15 protein-coding genes are annotated in these 16,704 nt (G+C 59.0%); 11 read left to right on the top strand and 4 right to left on the bottom strand.

Annotation, left to right across the window (positions count from 1 at the left end):
• The first annotated feature begins 26 nt into the window (after positions 1-26).
• A complete protein-coding gene (locus LJD29_RS08670) occupies positions 27-524 on the top strand; it encodes a helix-turn-helix domain-containing protein (RefSeq protein ID WP_446745362.1) in 498 nt (165 codons plus the stop codon).
• A 71-nt stretch (positions 525-595) separates the two neighbouring features.
• Here LJD29_RS08670 and LJD29_RS08665 read toward each other — a convergent pair whose 3' ends face one another.
• Positions 596-1,429, bottom strand: a complete 834-nt coding sequence (locus tag LJD29_RS08665) for an AraC family transcriptional regulator (protein ID WP_446745361.1) — start codon at positions 1,427-1,429, stop codon at positions 596-598.
• Between the two features lie 93 nt (positions 1,430-1,522).
• Here LJD29_RS08665 and LJD29_RS08660 point away from each other — a divergent pair, with 93 nt between their 5' ends.
• The 5 genes from LJD29_RS08660 (at position 1,523) to LJD29_RS08640 (ending at position 6,741) form a co-directional block, all read left to right on the top strand.
• A complete protein-coding gene (locus tag LJD29_RS08660; RefSeq protein ID WP_446745360.1) occupies positions 1,523-2,767 on the top strand; it encodes an MFS transporter in 1,245 nt (414 codons plus the stop codon).
• Between the two features lie 206 nt (positions 2,768-2,973).
• The gene (metK, locus tag LJD29_RS08655; protein WP_446745359.1) at positions 2,974-4,146 is read left to right on the top strand and encodes a methionine adenosyltransferase; all 1,173 of its coding nucleotides are present in this window, start codon (positions 2,974-2,976) and stop codon (positions 4,144-4,146) included.
• Between the two features lie 93 nt (positions 4,147-4,239).
• Complete coding sequence (locus tag LJD29_RS08650; RefSeq protein WP_446745358.1) at positions 4,240-4,806, top strand: HIT family protein; 567 nt, start codon at positions 4,240-4,242, stop codon at positions 4,804-4,806.
• Positions 4,807-4,870: 64 nt separating this feature from the next.
• Complete coding sequence (locus tag LJD29_RS08645) at positions 4,871-5,098, top strand: hypothetical protein (protein ID WP_446745357.1); 228 nt, start codon at positions 4,871-4,873, stop codon at positions 5,096-5,098.
• Between the two features lie 209 nt (positions 5,099-5,307).
• Positions 5,308-6,741, top strand: coding sequence for a hypothetical protein (locus tag LJD29_RS08640; protein WP_446745356.1), 1,434 nt, complete (start codon positions 5,308-5,310; stop codon positions 6,739-6,741).
• 140 nt (positions 6,742-6,881) lie between these two features.
• On the opposite strand, the gene LJD29_RS08635 is transcribed toward LJD29_RS08640, so the two are convergent.
• Positions 6,882-8,429 (bottom strand): DNA recombination protein RmuC, encoded by a 1,548-nt coding sequence (locus tag LJD29_RS08635; RefSeq protein WP_446745355.1) that lies wholly within the window; start codon positions 8,427-8,429, stop codon positions 6,882-6,884.
• Positions 8,430-8,653: 224 nt separating this feature from the next.
• On the opposite strand from LJD29_RS08635, the gene LJD29_RS08630 reads away from it, so the two are divergent.
• The 3 genes from LJD29_RS08630 to LJD29_RS08620 all read left to right on the top strand — a co-directional run bounded on the left by LJD29_RS08630 (position 8,654) and on the right by LJD29_RS08620 (position 12,721).
• Positions 8,654-8,899, top strand: coding sequence for an acyl carrier protein (locus LJD29_RS08630; RefSeq protein ID WP_446745354.1), 246 nt, complete (start codon positions 8,654-8,656; stop codon positions 8,897-8,899).
• Positions 8,900-8,901: 2 nt separating this feature from the next.
• A complete protein-coding gene (gene fabF, locus LJD29_RS08625) occupies positions 8,902-10,149 on the top strand; it encodes a beta-ketoacyl-ACP synthase II (protein WP_446745353.1) in 1,248 nt (415 codons plus the stop codon).
• A gap of 523 nt (positions 10,150-10,672) precedes the next feature.
• The gene (locus LJD29_RS08620; RefSeq protein WP_446745352.1) at positions 10,673-12,721 is read left to right on the top strand and encodes a RecQ family ATP-dependent DNA helicase; all 2,049 of its coding nucleotides are present in this window, start codon (positions 10,673-10,675) and stop codon (positions 12,719-12,721) included.
• 3 nt (positions 12,722-12,724) lie between these two features.
• Here the strand turns inward: LJD29_RS08620 and LJD29_RS08615 are convergent, their stop codons facing one another.
• The gene (locus LJD29_RS08615; RefSeq protein WP_446745351.1) at positions 12,725-13,453 is read right to left on the bottom strand and encodes a YIP1 family protein; all 729 of its coding nucleotides are present in this window, start codon (positions 13,451-13,453) and stop codon (positions 12,725-12,727) included.
• Positions 13,454-13,670: 217 nt separating this feature from the next.
• Here LJD29_RS08615 and LJD29_RS08610 point away from each other — a divergent pair, with 217 nt between their 5' ends.
• Positions 13,671-14,567 carry a DUF5715 family protein gene (locus tag LJD29_RS08610; protein ID WP_446745350.1) on the top strand — a complete coding sequence of 299 codons (897 nt, stop codon included), beginning with the start codon at positions 13,671-13,673 and terminating at the stop codon, positions 14,565-14,567.
• 53 nt (positions 14,568-14,620) lie between these two features.
• Here LJD29_RS08610 and LJD29_RS08605 read toward each other — a convergent pair whose 3' ends face one another.
• Positions 14,621-15,034, bottom strand: a complete 414-nt coding sequence (locus tag LJD29_RS08605; RefSeq protein ID WP_446745349.1) for a GlcG/HbpS family heme-binding protein — start codon at positions 15,032-15,034, stop codon at positions 14,621-14,623.
• A 189-nt stretch (positions 15,035-15,223) separates the two neighbouring features.
• Between LJD29_RS08605 and LJD29_RS08600 the strand changes: the two genes are divergently transcribed.
• Entirely contained in the window at positions 15,224-16,693 is a 1,470-nt protein-coding gene (locus LJD29_RS08600) for a glycoside hydrolase family 140 protein (protein WP_446745348.1), read from the top strand.
• Positions 16,694-16,704 lie beyond the last annotated feature (11 nt).

Genomic DNA, 16,704 nt, shown 5'->3' with positions numbered 1-16,704 from the left:
AGCCAGCTTATGGGCGGATCAGAAGCATGGGCGAATTTGGCAGTCAGTTGCGGATGGAACGCGAAAGCCGCGGCATAGGGCTCGACTCCATCAGCAACAGCACAAAAATAAGCAACCGTTATCTTGTGGCGCTCGAAGAGGAAAACTTCGAGCGGCTACCCGGTGGTGTTTTTAATAAGGGAATCGTCCGCAGCTACGCCCGCATCGTCGGCCTCGACGAGGAAGAGTGGGTCAACCGCTACATGGCGGCATACCAGCAGAGCGGCAAGCTCAAATTCGACGACGCCGACTGGATCGCCTTCGCTGAAAACGTCAGCAAGACGCGCGAAATCGAAGAAGACATCCGCCCCGCCAGAAAACTACGCTGGGCCGGGGTAGCCGTACTTCTGCTTATCCTGGTTGGGCTGGGCTGGTTTGTCTGGCGTTATGTCCACGGCAGAATCTCCGAGGAGGGAGCGCTCCATGTAACGGGCGTCTCCCATACCTGCGTTTCATCGCCGCGCTTCAAAAACACCCTCGCCTGATCGATTGACCGCACCGCACGCGCCTGGAAACGATTGCGAATCACTGATCGTGCAGAGAGTGAGTGCCGCGCTCAACCGTCTCCGTTTTCTCTGCTGGAAAACGAGGTCGATCCATGACCCGGCGAAGCGTTGTACGACCTGGGAGACTCCCCGAGAACTCGCTTAAAAAGCATTGTGAATGCGGCCGGATTCTCATATCCAAGATCGAGAGCTGTCCTGGTCACGGATACACCGCTGGCGAGCTTCGGTAACGCTGCCAGAATACAGGCCTGCTGACGCCAGGCTACGAAGCTCAGACCTGTTTCACTGCGGAACAGGCGGGTGAAGGTGCGGCGGCTCATGTGAAGCGCTTCAGCCCAGTCGTTGATGCCGTCCGTGACATTGGGGCGGCGAAGAAACTTCCGGCACAGGCGCGCGAGTTTTTTATCGATAGGCAACGGAAGCGAGAGCGGCAGTTCCGCCAGCATGTTGATCTCGAACTGAATAAGACGCATCAGCGCTTCAGCGCGTCCTCCGTGCTCATACCGAACTGGCAAAACCACGGCCTCTGTCATGAGGCTTCGCATAAGAGGCGATATGCCGAGAACACGACAGCGATTCGGCATCTCTGCCAGAACTGCAGGGTCGATGTAAAGGCTCTGCATCTGCACAGTTCCCTGCATACGAAGCTCGTGACGCACTCCCGCGGGGATCCATAGCCCGCGACCGGCAGGAACGGCCCACGCACCCTGCGAAGTCGATGCCATGGCAATTCCGGATAACGGACAGAAAAGCTGGCTGCGCCGATGACTGTGAAGTCCCACGTGATGAGAGACCGGATACGTTCCGCCCAACGCCAGCACAGGCCGTGAGGAGTCTACGAAGTATTTGTCTATGCCGGTGCTGAATCGATGGCCCAATCGCATAAGATTTTGTCCCATCCAAAGTTGTGGGCCGCTTCCATGGGATTGTACTGTTCGAGATGAGGCTAATCGAGAACAAACGCGATGAGAGAAATCATGAAGCAGCCGAAGGAAAATAGCGCCGTCTACACAGTGCTGGGAGCAGCGAGCCTTTGCCACATGTTGAACGACATGCTGCAGTCCCTGTTTATCGCCGCGTACCCGCTATTCAAGGGCAACTTCCACCTCTCCTTCGCGCAGATTGGAACGCTGACCCTGGTCTTCCAGCTCACGGCATCGCTGTTGCAACCCCTGGTGGGGCTCTATACAGACAAGCGGCCTAAACCATTTGGCTTGCCGTTTGGCATGGCTACCTCCATGAGCGGACTACTGGTGCTTGCCTTCGCGCAACACTACTCCATGCTGCTTGTCGGCGGCGCGTTGCTTGGCATCGGCTCATCGATTTTTCACCCGGAGACCTCACGTATTGCGCGCCTGGCGTCAGGGGGAGCGCATGGGATGGCGCAATCCATCTTCCAGGTCGGCGGCAACTTCGGCCAGTCGATCGGGCCTCTTCTGATCGCCTTTGTCGTCTTGCCGCGCGGCCAGCAGAGCCTCGCCTGGTTCACCCTCGCGGCATTGTTCGGGATCGTCCTGCTGACAGGATTGGGTTACTGGTATCGAAAGCAGGATCGTGTTAGCCAGAATCGGCTTTCGGCAGAGATACCCCACACCCTTAGCCGGAAGCGGATCGGCGGTGCTCTCACCGTGCTGATAATGCTTACTCTCTCGAAGTACTTCTATCTGGCCAGCATCACGAGTTACTACGTTTTCTACCTGATGCGCCACTTCCGCCTGTCGCAGCGGGACGCTCAACTTGACCTGTTCTTCTTTCTGGCGGCGGTTGCTGCCGGCACAGTCATTGGCGGGCCGGTGGGCGATAGGATCGGCCGCAAGAGAGTGATCTGGATCTCGATCCTGGGCGTGCTGCCGATGACTCTTCTTCTGCCCTATGTGTCATTGCCGGCGACAATCGTGCTCAGCGTTCTGATCGGCCTCGTCATCGCCTCTGCCTTCTCTGCCATCCTGGTGTATGCGCAGGAGTTGCTGCCTGGGCGAGTCGGCATGGTTTCAGGATTGTTTTTTGGATTGGCTTTTGGACTGGGTGGCCTTGGTGCAGCCGTGCTCGGCAGGCTCGCGGACCACACCAGCATCGATTTCGTTTATAAAGTGTGCTCCTTCCTGCCAGCCATCGGCCTGCTCACAGGCTTTCTGCCTGAAACCCGCAGAAACAACAGCGCCGTTCAAACGAAACAACTGACGTTGATGGATAACTTCATGGCCAGTGAAACAGTGGAGTAAATGCTCTGCGGTAAATTCCCCATTCGCTGCGAATATCTGCCGCTGAGGGGCAAAATTCCCGCCCGAAGGAGCTTTCTTTGCCCCTGTGCAGTCCGGTTTAGTACCATTACGTTGGATGTTTTTCTTCGGTTCTACCTTGTCGCGCCGGCACAACCGGAATTTTCGATTGCGGCAACCGGGAGCCATCCTTAAACGGAGGTTTTAATTTGTCCGCACGTGAGAAGTTCCTGTTCACGTCTGAATCGGTGACCGAGGGTCACCCCGATAAGATTGCTGACCAGATTTCCGATGCCATTCTGGACGCCTGCCTTGAACAGGATCCCAAGAGCCGTGTTGCCTGCGAAACGCTGACCGCTACCGGCCTCGTAGTCATCGCCGGTGAAATCACGACCAATGCTTATGTCGACTTCCAGACGCTGGTGCGTAAGGTCGTTGACGGCATTGGTTACAACGACGCCACTTACGGCTTCGATTCGAACACCTGCGCTGTAATCTCCTCGATCAACAAGCAGTCCGGCGATATTGCCATGGGCGTGGACACCGGCGGCGCCGGCGACCAGGGCATGATGTTCGGCTACGCGACCAACGAGACCGAAGAGCTGATGCCGGTAGCCATTTCGCTGGCCCACAAGCTCACCCGCAAGCTCTCGGAAGTTCGCAAGAACGGCAAGCTCGCTTATCTGCGTCCTGACGGCAAGAGCCAGGTGACGGTGGAATACGACGCGAACCACAAGCCGGTCCGCATCGATGCAGTTGTCATTTCGACCCAGCACGCCGAGGAAATCACCACCGAACAGCTTCGCGCCGACATCCTGAAGGAAGTCATCCAGGCCGTTCTTCCCGCCGAGCTGCTCGACGAGAACACCAAGTACCACATCAACCCGACCGGCCGCTTTGTTATCGGCGGACCGATGGGCGACACCGGACTGACCGGCCGCAAGATCATCGTCGACACCTACGGCGGCGCAGGCCGTCACGGCGGAGGCGCGTTCTCGGGCAAGGATCCGACAAAGGTCGATCGCTCTGCTGCATACATGGCCCGCTATATCGCCAAGAACATCGTCGCGTCCGGCCTGGCCGACCGTGCCGAGGTTCAGCTTGCTTACGCCATCGGCGTAGCCGAGCCTGTCAGCGTCCTGGTCGACACTTTCGGAACCGGCAAGGTCTCCGAGGAAGATCTCGAGCACTTGGTTCGTGAGAACTTCCATCTCACACCGAAGGGCATCATCGAGAGCCTGGACCTGCGCCGTCCTGTCTATCAGCAGACCGCGGCCTACGGACACTTCGGACGCACCGAGCCCAGCTTCACCTGGGAGGCGACCGACAAGGCCGCTGCCCTGAAGGAACAGGCCGCTGCCGGAGTCAAAGCTGCACGCTAGCCTGCTTTAGCACCGTAAAGAAAAACTCCCTGCCCAGGCAGGGAGTTTTTCTTTGTCATTCGACGTCAGCCTGCCGCCCGTTACACTGCTGCTATGGACCACCTCTGGACGCCGTGGCGTTACGCCTATGTATCCGATACCGAACCCGACCCTCGCAAAGGGGTGGCTCCGGAACTCTCTGCGTGGCCCGGCGATCTGCAATGTGTGTTCTGCAACATGATCGCTTCGGCAGACTATGCAATCGAGCATGGTATGCCGGTGGATGACGCGGAAAAGGCGGCAGGCATTGTCTATCGCGGGGAAAGGGTCTTCCTGTGCCTGAACCGCTATCCGTACAACGGCGGTCATGTTATGGTGCTCCCGTACCTGCATGAGAAGTCGCTGGCAGCGCTCGATCTGGAGACATCGCAGGAATTCATCGCACTGGCTCAGCGAGTGGAACTCGTTCTGAAAGACCTGTATCGACCGAATGGCATCAACATGGGGCTAAACCTGGGTAAAGCCGCAGGCGCCGGGGTCACGGAACATCTGCATCTGCACGCTCTGCCGCGCTGGACCGGCGATGCGAACTTTATGACCGTGATAGCCGAAACGCGCGTACTACCGGAAGAACTGTCCGCGACCTGGCAGCGTTTTCGGGATGCTTTTGCCCGAGAGTAACGCTTGCGCTCCTGAAAGTTGCATCCAAATCACTAGACCGTCTTCTGACGGCAGAAGGTTTGCGATGACAACAAAAAACCACGATCATCCTTCCGAAGCTGCGAAGCACTCGAACCCTGCCAGCGTTCAACCGACTGAGACTGAGCACGGGCATCCGGCCGGCAAGAAGCAGGCGCAGCATGAAGCGCTGCAGGATAACGTCGACAGGGGCCAGGAAGAACGGCATCCCGATACGCCTGCTGGTCAGCATTCCACAGGCTCCTTCACAGGCACAGGGAAGCAGACCCGTTAAACCAGGCCTCGGCCTGCGTCGAGATCCAGGCATCGCTCGTACTTCAGTACTGCGGCGAATATTCAAACAATGAAAGAGTGATGGCAGGATTGTTGCGCAGGCGCTGGCTTTTTGTTCTCAGTCTGATTTTTGTCTTACCCGGGTTGGCCCAGTTTGCACCGCGGTTCCATGCAGAAGGCTTTACGCCGGACCTCCCCCGCGCGGGAGGTATGCGCTTCGATCTGGACACGCAGGACCCTTCTGCTCCTCGGCCGCCAAGTCCGCCAGACGCTAGTTATAACTGGAAAGGCCTGCTGATCCAATCCTTCGAGTTCAACGTGGTCGAGGACGGCTTTCGCCTGCTCAGCGACAACACCCTGCGTCAGGTCACGTACACCAAGCCCTACTGGCACGACTACATCGCCTCGTTGCACCAGTTCAACATGCGTCGCTGGAACGACGGCGACGACTTCCTCGTGAACTACATCGGCCATCCCATGCAGGGTGCGGTCACATCCTTCATCGAGATCCAGAACAGCCCAGCGCAGGCACGCCTCGAGTTTGGAGATCCGGGATACACCATGTCACGCTTCAAAGCGTTGCTCTGGTCGGCAGCGTACAGCACTTACTCCGAGATTGGGCCAACTGGTGAAGCAGGACTCGGCAATGAAGGCGGCTACACCTATGGCGTGAGCTGCCAGATGCACTGCAACGCGCAGAACTTCCTGCCGCCGAACAACAAGTACACCAACAACACGGGCTGGGTGGACTTCATCATCACGCCAACCGTCGGAACCCTCTGGTCTGTTGGGGAAGACGTGATCGATAAGGAGATAGGCAAGCGCATCCAGGAACGCACCGGAGGCAAGCGCTATGCCAAGGCCATTCGCGGCGCCCTGAACCCGACGCGCACCTTCAGCAATGCGCTGCGCTGGCGGCTGCCATGGTACCGCGACGCAGAGTACGGCGACGACACTGTCGACGGCAGCTACTACGCCGTTCACTTTATGCCGGACGTCCCCCAGGTCGAATGGCCGCGCTTCCAGATCTCGCCACACTTCACTTCGCTCTCGACGACGATCACGAAAGAGGGCTGCGAATACTGTCGCGGTACGGCCATCGGAGCAGGCGTGGAAGTGTCGTACAGGCTGGCTGGCCCGTTCTACGCCGATGCGGATGTATCACACCAGCCATCGGCGAGCCCGCTGCCTTCGGATCGCGCGGGCGGCAACATGACGACAGGCTTCTTCGGAATCCGCACCGGTATCAACACGCAGAACTACGCATTGAACATCGCAGTGCGGCCCGGCTTTGTGCAGTTCGACGATGCTTACGAAACCAGTCCGCAGCCGGATGAACCGGCTCCGCAGCAGGGCACGATTACGCACTTCGCGTGGAACTTCATGCTGACTGCGGACTACAAACTCTCGAAGAAATTCGCTCTTCGCGCGGGCGTGGGCGATACGCTGGTCCGCTACCGGCAGGCGTGCCTGGATGGCTCAGGCATCGGCCTTGCGACATCCCTGCAATGGCTGAACCACGGTACCGCATGCACGCAAGACCCGGGAATCGGCAAACCGCCCTACCTGACCTGGCTCTCGCATGAGGACTTTATCAATCGCGGCGGCGTACAGGTGCAGCTTGGGCCGGTGTTCAGTTTTTGAGAGTACAGGGCTCAGAGCACAGTAAGTCGCTTTGCTGCGAGCACAGGTAAATCATTCACCGCGAAGACGCTAAGAGCGCAAAGAAAAGCCGCAAAGGTTACGAGACTTTGCGGCCTTTGCGTCTTTGCGGTGAACGTCTTTCAGCTTTTGGCGGAGTCGTTCTCTTCCGCCGCTGCCAGTTCCAGCAGCTCTTCCTGCACGGGGACGGCGTCGAGGTCGACTACCTCGGCAATCTTTTGTGGAAGAGCTTTTATTATGGATTTAGTTGGCTTCACCCCTAATTTTTTGAAAGCTTCAGCCTGCTGAAGAGCGTTATTTTGACCCAGCGCCAGCTTCTTATACGCACTTTCATAGGCTTCTTGTGCTTTGCCTAGCCTGTCACCCACCTGCGTTAGATCTTCAAGAACGCCCGCAAGTTTGTCGTACAGGGCACCACCTTTCTTAACTATGTCTTGAATACTCTTCGCTTGTAGCTCCTGCCGCCAAAGGTGCGAGACGGTGCGCAGGACGAACAAAAGAGTACTCGGGCTTACTAGCAAAATGTTCTTGTCCCACGCCTCCTGCCAAAGGTTACCGTCATGAGAGATCGCCAGCATGAAGGCAGGTTCTATCGGCACGAACATCACTACAAAATCTGGCGTATTGATGTCGTAAAGCTTCTGATAATTACGATCGGATAAGTCACGAATGTGCTTCCGAACTGAGCTGAGGTGCTGTTTGAGGGCTACTTCCCGCTCCTGTCCGTCCTCGGTATTGCAGTACGTGCTGTACTGATTCAGCGAAACTTTGGCATCGAGTATCAAGTTTCGCTTTCCTGGCAAATCGAGAATCAAATCGGGCCGCGCGTTTGCACGGTCGGCATCTTCCGACTGGGCGTAACTCTTTTGCACACGGTACTCATGTCCCTTGCGCAGGCCCGAGGCTTCGAGGATGCTCTCGAGCACGTATTCACCCCAGTCGCCCTGCGTCTTCGACGAGCCCTTGAGCGCACCGGCGAGATTGTTCGCCTCCTGCGAGAGGCGCTCGTTGAGGGTGCGGAGCTGGGCGATTTCCGTTTTCAGTTCGGAACGCCCGGCGATGCCGTCCTTTTCCAGGCTCTCAACCTTCTGCTGGAACTCGCTGAACTTTTCCTTGATCGGGGCGATCAGGTTGCCGAGGTTCGCCTGGTTCTGCTCGGTGAATTTTTTGGACTTCTCATCGAGGATCTTGTTGGCCAGCGCTTCGAACTGGTTCGCCATGTCCTGCTTTGCGGCAGTCAGGGTTTCGAGCTTCTCCTTGGCATTCTTCTGTTCTGCCTCAAAGGCGGTACGGAGCCGGGCTACCTGAGCTCCCAGCTCGGCATTCTGGGTTCGCAATTCGCTATGAGAGGTTGCGGCGGCTTCAAGAGCTATCTTTTGCTGGGCCGCGGCGTCAGTCAGGTGGCGAACACTGCTTTCAAGGCCGGCGCGGTCGGATTCGAGCTGGGTGAGCTGCCGCCCCTGGGCTGCGTCTCGTTCGGCGTAGGCTGAGCGTTCCGCCTGGAGGACAGTGGCGCGCTGTTTTTCTGAAGCAAGTTCGGCGGTAAGCCGCTCGGAGGCAACGCGCATCTCAGTCTCGTGGGTGCGCGAGCGGCCAGCGGCAAGAGCCCATACGAGGGCCGCGCCGACGGCAGCGCCGCCCAGCAAGGCGAGGAGGATTTCGAGGACCATGCCTGAATATACCGCCGGGAAAATCGGTATGCCCTGTGAATCCCTTTGTCCGCATGTGAATCCTTGAAAAGAAAGCTTCCCCGTCCGCTTTACACGATTTCAGGCGGTTAGTAGACTTGGAATTTCGGGGCTATTATGGGCTGTGCCTCCCGGCAACAGTGCTTATTTCCGGGTCCCAAGGGTTTTGGTTTTTAGCATTTATTCAGTTGTAAGAGGAGACAGGCATGGCAGCAGTGGAAGAAAAGGTAAAACAGATCATCGTCGAGCAATTGCAGGTGGATGAGGCCGAGGTAACGCCTGGCGCCTCCTTCCAGGAAGACCTGGGCGCGGATTCGCTCGACGTCGTCGAGCTGGTCATGCAGTTCGAAGAAGCCTTCGACATCGAGATTCCGGACGAAGACGCCGAGAAGATCAAGACGGTCAAGGACGCAGTCGATTACATCGATAAGAACGCGAAGGGCGGCAAGTAACTTTGCAACGGCGTGTTGTAGTCACAGGATTGGGACTGAACTGCGGGGTCGGTAACACGGCGCCCGAAGTCTGGGCGAACCTGTCGGCCGGCAAGGGCGGTATTGCTCCCATTACCCAGTTCGACACGACCGGTTTTTCCGTGACCTTTGCAGCCGAAGTGAAAAACTTCGATCCGCTGCAGTTCATCGACAAGAAAGAAGCACGCAAGATGGGCCGTTTCATCCATCTTGCGATTGCTGCCTCACAGGAAGCGATCGAGCACTCCGGCCTGAAGATTACGCCGGAGATCGCCGACCGTGTGGGCACATACATCGGTTCGGGAATCGGCGGATTTGAGGTCATCGAGCGCGAACACTCGAACCTCCTTTCCGGCGGCCCGCGCAAGATATCGCCTTTCTTCATTCCGGCAGCCATCGTTAACATGGCAGCCGGTCATGTGAGCATCAAGTACGGCGCCAAGGGACCGATCTCGGCGACGGCCACCGCCTGCACCACCAGCGCAAACTCCATCGGCGACGCCTTCCGCATCATCGAGCACGGCGATGCCGACGTGATGATCGCAGGTGGTTCCGAAGCCGCGGTAACGCCGATGTCTGTCGGCGGATTCGCTGCCATGCGCGCCCTTTCCACCCGGAACGAAGCCCCTTCCAAGGCTAGCCGTCCTTTCGACAAGGACCGCGACGGATTCGTGGTGGGCGAAGGCGCGGGCATCCTGGTTCTGGAAGAGCTGGAGTTCGCCAAGGCACGCGGCGCGAAGATCCTCGCTGAGCTCTGCGGCTACGGCATGAGCGCGGACGCTTACCACATGACGGGCATCGCGCCCGACGGTGAAGGCGCCCAGCGCAGCATGCGCGCAGCTCTACGCGATGCGAAGATCAACCCGACCGAAATTGATTACGTGAACGCGCACGCCACCTCTACGCCTCTGGGCGACGGAAACGAGTCGCGCGCGATCGAGATCGTCTTCGGCGAGCATGCCACAAGCCACAAGCTCAAGGTGAGCTCGACCAAGTCGATGACCGGGCACCTGCTCGGTGGCGCCGGCGGCCTGGAGGCAGGCATCACGGTGCTGTCGCTGATCAACCAGAAGGCTCCACCGACGATCAACCTCGACAACGTCGATCCCGAGTGCAAGCTGGATTACATTCCCAATGTGGCACGCGAGATGACCATCAACGCCGCGCTGTCGAACTCCTTCGGCTTCGGCGGCATCAACGGATCGCTTGTCTTCCGCCGCTGGCAGGAATAGTGCAACAGGCGTCACAGATTTTGAATTGACACCTGTAAAAAATAAGCCGACGATAATTACATAAGCCCGGCCTGCCAGTTCCTGCTGGCAGACCGGGGCTAGTGATTCAGGGTCTAGTGAAACAGGCGCCAGATAAGGCGCCAGATATCGGCACCGACTTTCACAACAACCCACAAGGCTTTCGCCCAGGCTGTAACCTGAGCGGGCCTACGGTCTGGTGAGGATGATTTCTCCATCCCTACCTCCTTAGTTGAGCGAAAGCCTCGGTGGCCACCGAGGCTTTCGCCATTTAGCGACCAAGTTGGCCGCTTAAATGAATCCTCTACTACTCACCGTATTTTCCGGAGACACACTAGACGAGAATGTTCATTGCGCGTTGAGGCAATACCTTATGCTTCCCAAAATGGCATGGTGGCGCCGTAGTCTTTGATCCGGAACCATCGTGTAGCAGGCCGGACCGGTCAAACCCGCACAGGCTACCCTCGCGATAAACTCATAAGTAACGATCCGCATGAATCAGGCAGTGCGAGCCCCCATTGACGTTCTCCGGCAGGTCTTCGGTTTTCCGGACTTCCGTGCCAACCAGGAAGAGGTATGCCGCGCTGCCATCTCCGGCCGCGACGTGCTGCTGGTTATGCCTACGGGTGCGGGCAAATCGCTCTGCTACCAGCTCCCTGCGCTGGCGCGGGGCGGTACGGCGCTGGTGGTGAGTCCACTGATTGCGCTGATGGAAGACCAGTCCTCGAAGCTGGCGGCTTTAGGACTGCGGGTGGGGCGCATTCACTCGGGACTCGACCGCGAGGCTTCGCGCGCTGTCTGCCGCGACTACCTCGACGGCAACCTGCAGTTCTTCTTCCTCGCGCCGGAACGGCTGCGCGTGCCCGGCTTCGTCGAGATGCTGGCCAAGCGCAAGCCGAACCTGATCGCCATCGACGAAGCCCATTGCATCTCCGGCTGGGGACACGATTTTCGCCCTGACTACCGCCTGCTGGGTGAATCACTGCAGGCACTGCGGCCCGCGCCAGTGATAGCGCTTACGGCTACGGCGACGCCGGTCGTTCAGGACGACATTCTCAATCAGCTCCACCTGAAGAATGCCGCCCGCTTCATCCACGGCTTCCGCAGAAAAAATCTCGCCATCGAAGCCGTCGAGGTTTCAAAGCCCCGCCGCGCCCAGCTTGCCCGCGAACTGCTCACGCGCGAGGAGCGCAGACCGGCCATCGTCTATGCACCCACACGCAAAGAGGCCGAGGAGACCGCGCGCGTACTGGGCGAGGCCTTCCCGGCTGCCGCCTATCACGCCGGGCTCGACCCCGAAACCCGCGAACGGATCCAGCGGCACTTCATCGAGGGAGCTGTTCAGGTCGTGGTCGCGACCATTGCCTTTGGCATGGGTATCGACAAGGCGGATGTCCGCACGGTGATCCACATCGCGCTTCCCGCCGCGCTCGAGGGCTACTACCAGGAGATCGGCCGCGCCGGACGCGACGGCAAGCCGAGCCGGACGATCCTGATGCACTCCTACGCCGACCGGCGCACGCATGACTTCTTCTACCAGCGCGACTACCCCGAGCTCGATATCCTCGACCGGATCGTGAAATCGCTGAAGGCCGAGCCACGTCCCGCAGACGAAGTCCGCGACGCTCTGAAGATGGATGCCGAAGTCTTCGGTAAGGCGCTGGACAAGCTGGCGGCGCACGGCGGCGCCGTTATCGATTTTGAAGGCAACGTCACCAGGGGCAACACCACCTGGCGTGCACCCTACTCCGCGCAAAGCTCGAACCGGCAGGCACAGGTGGAAAAGATGATGCGCTTTACCGAAGGCGCGCGCTGCCGCATGGCCGCTCTGATCGAGCACTTCGGTGATGAGGAAGACTCCGGGCGGCTATGCGGCATCTGCGACTTCTGTGCGCCGGAACAGGCAATTGCGCAGGTCTTCCGCCCGCTGACCGATCTCGAACAGCGGACGGTGATGGACGTGATCCGCACGCTGCGCGGCACGCGCGGCTCGTCCGTCGGCAAGCTGCACAAGCAGCTCTTTCCCCGCGAGCAGATGGACCGTGACGAGTTCGAGACGCTGCTGGTTTCGCTGGCCCGCGGCGGTTACGCGACCATGGAAGAGGCTACGTTCGAGACGGATGGCCGCACCATTCCTTACCGCAAAGTCGGCCTTACCTCCGAAGGTGAAGAGCTGACCGAAACGCCACCCGAACTGTTGCTGCCAGACGCCTCGGGAACCGAGACGCAGGATCGCAGCCGCAAGCCTGCACGCAGCGCGAAGAAGAGTTCGTCCGGCAAGGCAGCGGCGCCATCCTCGGCTGCTCCAGCAGACGACGAGACGCCGTTTTCTCCGGCCGAGGCTGAACGCGAGAAGCGCCTGCGCGCCTGGCGGTCCGGCGAGGCGAAGAAGCATGGCTTCCCCGCCTTCCGCATCTTTGGAGATAAAACCCTGCGTGCCATCGTGCTCGAAAGGCCGCGGACGATGGACGACCTGCTGCAGATATCCGGCATCGGCCCGGAAAAGGCCTCGCGCTTCGGCACAGAGATCTGTTCGATCTGCACCGAAGGCTAGATTTTAGCTCTGGGCTCCGGCGACCGCGACGCCGACCAGCACAATGATCAGCCACCAACCGACAACCGCTGCGGCTGCCTTGCCACGGGAAACCTTCGCGACGATCGAAACTCCGATCACGCAAAGGATGAGGGACCAGATTTCAAACAGATCGACATGGTTCGCGAAGGCCAGCAGGGCTTTCGGCATGTCGGTGCCAAGGTAGTAACCGATATTGGTTCCGACAGGGTTCGATAGCAGGAACGAATCGGGCGCCACGCCGGCAAACAGCGCGATGATCGCCAGCAGGAACTTGATGTTCATCACCAGGTTGGCATACATGTAGACGGCGAATACCTGTCCGAACTTCGCGGTCCCGGCGAATCCGAAGTTCACCGTAACCCACACCAGCAGCACGATGATCGCCGTAAATATCAGCACCATCACGATGTAGCCGTAGGTGATGCCGGCAGTGATCTTCTCCGTGATCACTTTTGCATTGGGCGGCATTTTTTCCCAGTTCTCTTCCTGCTTCTGCGACTGGTGCATGTTGTTCTCTGTCACCTTTTCCCAGCCGACCTTCTGCTGCACGGAGAAAGAGAACATAACGCCCACTACAATCATGATGATCAGCGGACCCCAGAAGGTCGCCTTGCGCAGCAGGTCGGTAAAGGTCTTCGACGGTGCGACGAAAGTATCGACGACGCGCTGGGTTTCGGTCAGAGCGGGGGCGGCAACAATGGCTTCGTTCATAATGCCTCGGGAATCTGGTTAAACGGCGTTTCTGTCTTTGCGGGATTTTACTCCCTCAGGCAGGAAAGCCCATGAAATTCCGCTGTGCACGCCCTGCCACCGGTCACAAATTCTTTCGACCTTTTCCTGCCGGGGAACCCTACTGGCTACTTTTTTCGGTCTTCAGGGTTCGATATGCTGGGGAAGCTCTGGACTCGCTTCTCCGCGGTCCACCTTCATGCGTCGTATCCAACTTGTTGTCGTACTTGCCCTGGTTTTCGGACTGGCGATGCCTGCTGTCGCCGTAACGAAACACTCCCGGCTGGCTCCCAAACGTGCCGTCAGGCGCGCTCGCGCAGTTTCAAGCCATCACACCGCCCACCCAGTAGAGGCCACGCTCGCGGTTCGCCGCCGAAACGCTGCCACGCCACGGCACCTAAGCGCCCACGAACGCCGACGCCGCCACCAGGCGGTTGCCGTCGCGGATGCCTCCGTGCCCGAACAGATCGATCCCGTTCCCGTTCAGAGAGTCCGGATGGACCTGCTGCCGCTCGTTGGCACGCATGCCTCACTGGTTCGCCAGAATGTGCGCACCGAAGCCGATGGGCTCGACCGCATCGAAGACGATGCCGAGCTGAACAGCCTGCGGGCATCGAAAGCGCTGGTACTGCTGCCAGCCAGCTATACCCTGCGTGTCAATGACGGACTGCCGATGAACCGGCGCTACACCCGTCCGTGGACAGCGAAGTTCCTGTCCGATCTCTCGCGTGCTCACTACGCCCGTTTCCACCGGCCATTGCAGGTGAACTCGGCCGTACGCACCGTCGCCTACCAGCGTCATCTGCTGGAGATCAACGGCAACGCGGCTCCGGCCGATGGCGATATCGCCTCTCCACACCTGACCGGCGCAGCAGTGGACATCGCGAAAAAGGGTCTTTCTGTCACCGAGATCGCCTGGATGCGCGGCTATCTTTTCCCATTGCAGGCCGCCGGCAAGCTCGATGTAGAGGAAGAGTTCTACCAGTCGTGCTTCCATATCTCGGTCTATCGCTCGTATGCTCCGGCTGCAGTTGCGAAGCCTCATGCGCCGGCACGGCACAACGCGGGTTTGCTGGTCGCAGCCCGCGTTCGCTAGATACCAAAATCGATTTGCTTGTCAGGGGCGCAGAAACTCTGCGCCCTTTCTTTTTAGAGCGCCGCAGCTCCCGCTTCGGCCACTGCATGATCCTGGTCGCCTGAGCCGCCGCTTACGCCGATGGCTCCAATTACCTTGTCGCCCTTCTTCAACGGAATGCCTCCGGCAAAGATCATGATCTTCCCGTCATTCGAAGCATGGATGCCGAAGAACTGTTTGCCTGACTGCGAATGCTCGGCCAGATCTTTGGTCTGGATATCGAAGGCGCGCGAGGTAAAGGCCTTCTTGATCGAGATATCCACGGAGCCGAGCCAGGCTCCATCCATGCGCACGTGAGCAACGAGATTACCGCCCGCATCGGCGACGGCGATATTCATGGGCTGACCGATTTCAGCGGCTTTCTTCTCAGCCGCGGCGATGATTCGTCGGGCGTCGGCAAGGTTTACGGTCTCAACAGTTACGGGCATTGTCTTCTCCTCAGGTCTGGGATGCTACATGGCGCAAGCGAGGAGGGTCCAGTTGCAGAGGATTCACATAAGGCTGTTTAATGGCCGCTGTTCGCGAAAGGCTTCTTTCGCGACGCCATTTTCCCTGCGAGGTCTCTCTTGGAATCACCCACGCGACGAGGTTTCCTGAAAGCCGGAACGGCAGCTTTTTTGGCCGCGTCCGCTACGGCTTCTCCCGCTTTTGCCAATGTACAGACGAGTGAGAAGCCCGCCAGGCTTCCTCGCATCCGTGTTCACAACGATGGGCATCTGCTCGAAACCGAAGACGGAAAACCATTCTTCTGGCTGGGCGACACCGCATGGCAGTTGATCGCCAGCACCACCCGCGAAGAATGCTCGCACTATCTGCAGACCCGTGCGCGGCAGGGCTACAGCATCTTTCAGACCGTCGTACTCGCAGAGATGGACGGCATCCGGAAAGAGACGCCGCTCGGCATGCGCCCCTTCGAGAACGATGATCCGCGCAGACCCGTCGATGCGTACTTCGACCGCGTGGTTGAGATCGTCCGCGAAGCAGGATCGCGCGGACTCTATGTAGCGCTGGTGCCGGTATGGGGCGATAAGCTTACGGCTCCGTGGGGCGCGGGCCCAAAGATCTTTCGCAATGACAATCTCGCAGACGCTGAGGCTTACACCCGCTACCTTGCCAATCGCATGCGCGGAGAGCCCAACGTCGTTTGGATTCTCGGCGGAGATCGCCCACCGCAACTCACAGGCATTCAGGACAAGGGCATGCTCGAACGCGCTGCGAGGCAGGGCTGGCCTGCCGACACCGACTGGAAGCCGATCTGGCGTGCGCTCGCCAGGGGGCTCAAAGACGGAAGCGAGACAGAGCCGCTGATTCTTTATCATCCTTCCGGCGGATCCGAATCTTCCTCAGTCTTCCTGCATAAGGAGACCTGGCTTTCGGTGAACGGCATTCAGAGCGGACACAGCGCGCATGATGCAGATATCTGGAACCAGATTGCGCGTGACTATACACTGACTCCGGCCAAGCCCACGCTCGATCTTGAACCGAACTATGAGGACCATCCTTTCAGCCCATGGCCGAGCTGGGATCCGGCAACCGGATACTTCCGCGATCACGATGTTCGCAAGCAGGTCTATCGCTCGGTCTTCGCAGGGGGATGCGGCGTCACCTACGGACACCACGCCATCTGGCAGTTCGCCGACGCGCGCAACGGCATCATCAACCACGCCGATATGGACTGGGTGACGGCGCTCGAACGCCCGACAGGACGGCAGATGATCTTTCTGCGGCAACTGATCGAGTCACGTCCATACTTCACGCGCATTCCCGATCCGTCGCTTTTAGTCGATGACGGAGGACAGGGCATCCTGCACATGCAGGCCACACGAGACCGCGACGGCAGCTTCGCGATGATCTACATCCCCATGCACGACCAGGAAGTCAGGCTGAATCTCGCAAAGCTGCGCACACGCCACCTGCGCGCCTGGTGGTACGACACGCGAACCGGTTTTGCGAAGCCGATCGGGGTTGAGACGTATTCCGAGCAGGCGAATTTCAAAACTCCGCCGTACGGGCCGGACTGGGTGCTGGTGCTCGATGATGCGGATGTAGGATATGGCGTGCCGGGGATTGGACTTGTGAAGGGGTAAAACGAAAGGGC

Source organism: Silvibacterium acidisoli (assembly GCA_022870745.1).
Taxonomy (GTDB): Bacteria; Acidobacteriota; Terriglobia; order Terriglobales; family Acidobacteriaceae; genus Silvibacterium.
This window is presented reverse-complemented; position numbering and strand designations above follow the sequence as displayed.

Bases quoted from the DNA above. Each gene is read 5' to 3' on its own strand.
- LJD29_RS08665 (WP_446745361.1), bottom strand. From the start codon at position 1,429: ATGCGATTGGGCCATCGATTCAGCACCGGCATAGACAAATACTTCGTA.
- LJD29_RS08650 (WP_446745358.1), top strand. From the start codon at position 4,240: ATGGACCACCTCTGGACGCCGTGGCGTTACGCCTATGTATCCGATACC.
- LJD29_RS08610 (WP_446745350.1), top strand. From the start codon at position 13,671: ATGCGTCGTATCCAACTTGTTGTCGTACTTGCCCTGGTTTTCGGACTG.
- LJD29_RS08640 (WP_446745356.1), top strand. From the start codon at position 5,308: ATGCGCTTCGATCTGGACACGCAGGACCCTTCTGCTCCTCGGCCGCCA.
- LJD29_RS08670 (WP_446745362.1), top strand. From the start codon at position 27: ATGGGCGAATTTGGCAGTCAGTTGCGGATGGAACGCGAAAGCCGCGGC.
- LJD29_RS08635 (WP_446745355.1), bottom strand. From the start codon at position 8,429: ATGGTCCTCGAAATCCTCCTCGCCTTGCTGGGCGGCGCTGCCGTCGGC.
- LJD29_RS08645 (WP_446745357.1), top strand. From the start codon at position 4,871: ATGACAACAAAAAACCACGATCATCCTTCCGAAGCTGCGAAGCACTCG.
- LJD29_RS08630 (WP_446745354.1), top strand. From the start codon at position 8,654: ATGGCAGCAGTGGAAGAAAAGGTAAAACAGATCATCGTCGAGCAATTG.
- LJD29_RS08615 (WP_446745351.1), bottom strand. From the start codon at position 13,453: ATGAACGAAGCCATTGTTGCCGCCCCCGCTCTGACCGAAACCCAGCGC.
- LJD29_RS08660 (WP_446745360.1), top strand. From the start codon at position 1,523: ATGAAGCAGCCGAAGGAAAATAGCGCCGTCTACACAGTGCTGGGAGCA.
- LJD29_RS08605 (WP_446745349.1), bottom strand. From the start codon at position 15,034: ATGCCCGTAACTGTTGAGACCGTAAACCTTGCCGACGCCCGACGAATC.